Annotated in this window: 1 protein-coding gene; it reads right to left on the bottom strand. The window is 60.2% G+C overall.

The annotated features are described in order from the left end of the window. Positions 1–154: 154 nt before the first annotated feature. Positions 155–2,533, bottom strand: a complete 2,379-nt coding sequence (locus tag QZ184_RS11300) for a UvrD-helicase domain-containing protein (RefSeq protein ID WP_296419724.1) — start codon at positions 2,531–2,533, stop codon at positions 155–157. Positions 2,534–2,658: the final 125 nt, after the last annotated feature.

Here is a 2,658-nt window from a genome sequence, read left to right on the forward strand (position 1 = left end):
CAGGCAGTCCGCGCCAGGGATCTTTGTGGTGGCGGTGCAGCAACAGATCCCGCACGACCCCACCAACGAGAGCGCACCGCTGACCTGCGGCCGCCTGAGTCAAGGCCTCTAGGAGGGGTTTGGGGACGTCAGGGATCTCCATCGCCCGGCGGCCTCAGAGGGGCTCGATGGGAGCGAGGCGCGGGTCGAGGATCTTTGGCCCCATGCCCTCAAACTTCACCGCCAGGGAGATCTTTTCACCGCTGCCGAAGAGGTGGGTGACCTGGCCATCTCCGAAAGAGCTGTGTCGCACACGATCGCCCACGGACCACGTCCGCGCGGGCGCTCGCCGGCGAACGGCGTTGGCGGGCTGTGACGAGGAAGCTGCTGCATCTGGCCGGTCGACGCGGGTGAGCCGATCGAGTCGCTGTTCGCGGCGGATGGCAGCACCACCGCTGCGGGGGATGTCGCCTTGAACCAAGGCCTCCGGTAGTTCCGAGAGGAAGACCGACGGGACAGCCGGCTCGCGCATGCCGCCCCAGAGACGTCGCTCACTGGCATGGGACAGAAACAAGCGCTCTTTGGCCCGCGTAATGCCCACGTAGCAGAGGCGCCGCTCTTCCTCCATGGCTGCTGGATCTTCCAGGGATCGATAGCTGGGGAAGAGGCCCTGCTCCATTCCCACCAAAAACACCACCGGAAACTCCAGACCCTTGCTGGCGTGGAGGGTCATCAGAGTCACCCGGTCCTGCTCGGTGTCCTTGCTGTCGGCATCGCTCGCCAAGGCGGCCGAAGCCAGGAAGTCTTCAAGGGAGCCCTCTTCATTTTCCTCTTGGTACTGGAGTGCGGCATTGACCAGTTCGTTGAGGTTGCGACGCCGGTCCTCTGCCTCATCCGTCCCTGCAGCAATCAGCTCAGCGACATACCCGCTTTTCTCCATCGCCAGCTGAACCAACTCAGAGGGAGCTGCCTCTTGGGATCGATCTTTAAGGTTGTTGATCAACTCACAGAACTGAAGCAATCCTTTCGCCGAACGACCTCCGAGGGAGCGCACGGCCTCCGGATCGCTGACGACATCCCAAAGCGGAATCCCAAGTTGATTGGCAGCATCCGTCAGCCGTTCAATCGTGGTCTTACCAATACCGCGCTTGGGTGTATTCAGGACCCGCAGCAAGCTCACCGTGTCGGCAGGGTTCACCAACAATTTGAGATACGCGAGCATGTCTTTGATCTCGCGGCGGTCATAGAAGCGCAAGCCACCGACAACCACGTAGGGAATGCCCCAGCGCACCAGGGATTCCTCCATCGCACGGGACTGAGCATTGGTGCGATACAGCACAGCCATATCTCCCCAGCTCAAGTCGGGATGGGCCGCATCCATCATTCGCATGCGGTGAACCACCGCTTCGGCTTCAGCAATCTCGTCATCGCAGCGGGTCAACGTCAGCAGTTCACCTTCACCACGCGTCGGCCTTAAGACCTTGTCGATCCGCTCGCTGTTGTTCGCAATCAGGACATTCGCCGCTTCAAGAATGGTGGCTGTGGAGCGATAGTTCTCCTCCAACTTGACCATGGTTTGTGTGGCCTCGTCCGGGGCACCATCGCCAAAGTCATCCTGAAAACCCATCAGGATGGTGAAGTCCGCAGCGCGGAAGCTGTAGATGCTCTGGTCGGCATCGCCGACGACAAACACCGAGCGACCGGCCCAGTCGTCAAAGGATTCCGGATCGCGTCCATCCGTGACCAGAAGTTTGATCAGGTCGTACTGGGTGCGGTTGGTGTCCTGATATTCATCAACCAGTACGTGCCGAAAGCGGCGATGCCAATAATTGCGGACTTGGTCGTTCTGACGCAGCAACTGCACTGGCAAGAGCAGCAGGTCGTCGAAGTCCAGGGCGTTGTTCGCAGCTAAGGCACGCCGATAGCGGCGATAGGTCTCAGCCATCAACTTGCCCCGCTGCCCGCCCGCGTCGGCCTCGAGCTGCTCCGGCATCCAGCCCTGGTTCTTGGCGTTGCTGATGGCCCAGCGAACCTTCTTGGGCTCAAAGCGTTTGGGATCGAGCCCAAGCTCCTGGGTGACGATCTCTTTGACCAGGCTTTGGGTATCCCCTTCGTCGTAGATCGAGAACTGCCGAGTCCAGGTGAGCCCCTCTGGATCGCGGAACTTGTCGATGTCAAAGCGCAGCAAGCGCGCAAAAAGAGCGTGGAACGTACCGATCCAGAGGTCCTTAATCACTTCGCGATAGATGCGCGAACGCAGTTGCCGCTGATCGACAGCCGCCAAGGTGCTCCAGGGCTGTCCGAATTGGCTCTGGGCCAGCTTCTTTGCGAGAAGCAGCTCGAGCCGCTCCTTCATCTCCCGCGCGGCCTTATTGGTGAAGGTGACCGCCAGTAGCTCAGCGGGATCGACGCCGTGCTGCCCAATCATGTGAGCAATGCGGTGAGTCAAAGCGCGGGTCTTACCGCTCCCTGCACCAGCAACCACCAGCAATGTACCTTCGTGGTGGTCCACTGCCTTGCGCTGGGCGTCATTCAGACCGGACAGAAAGCTCATGACGCCGCTTGCTGTTGTTCCAACATCGCCAACTCACGGAAGCTGTCTGAGCGTTCCTTCAGTTCGTCATAACTGCCGTAGGCCTTGATGCTGCCGTTCTGGAACTCGTAAATGCGATCACAGCG

It is taken from the genome of Vulcanococcus sp. DEBay_Sum22DG08_74 (genome assembly GCF_017852955.1).
In the GTDB taxonomy this organism is placed as follows: Bacteria; Cyanobacteriota; Cyanobacteriia; order PCC-6307; family Cyanobiaceae; genus Vulcanococcus.

Bases quoted from the DNA above. Each gene is read 5' to 3' on its own strand.
- QZ184_RS11300 (WP_296419724.1), bottom strand. From the start codon at position 2,533: ATGAGCTTTCTGTCCGGTCTGAATGACGCCCAGCGCAAGGCAGTGGAC.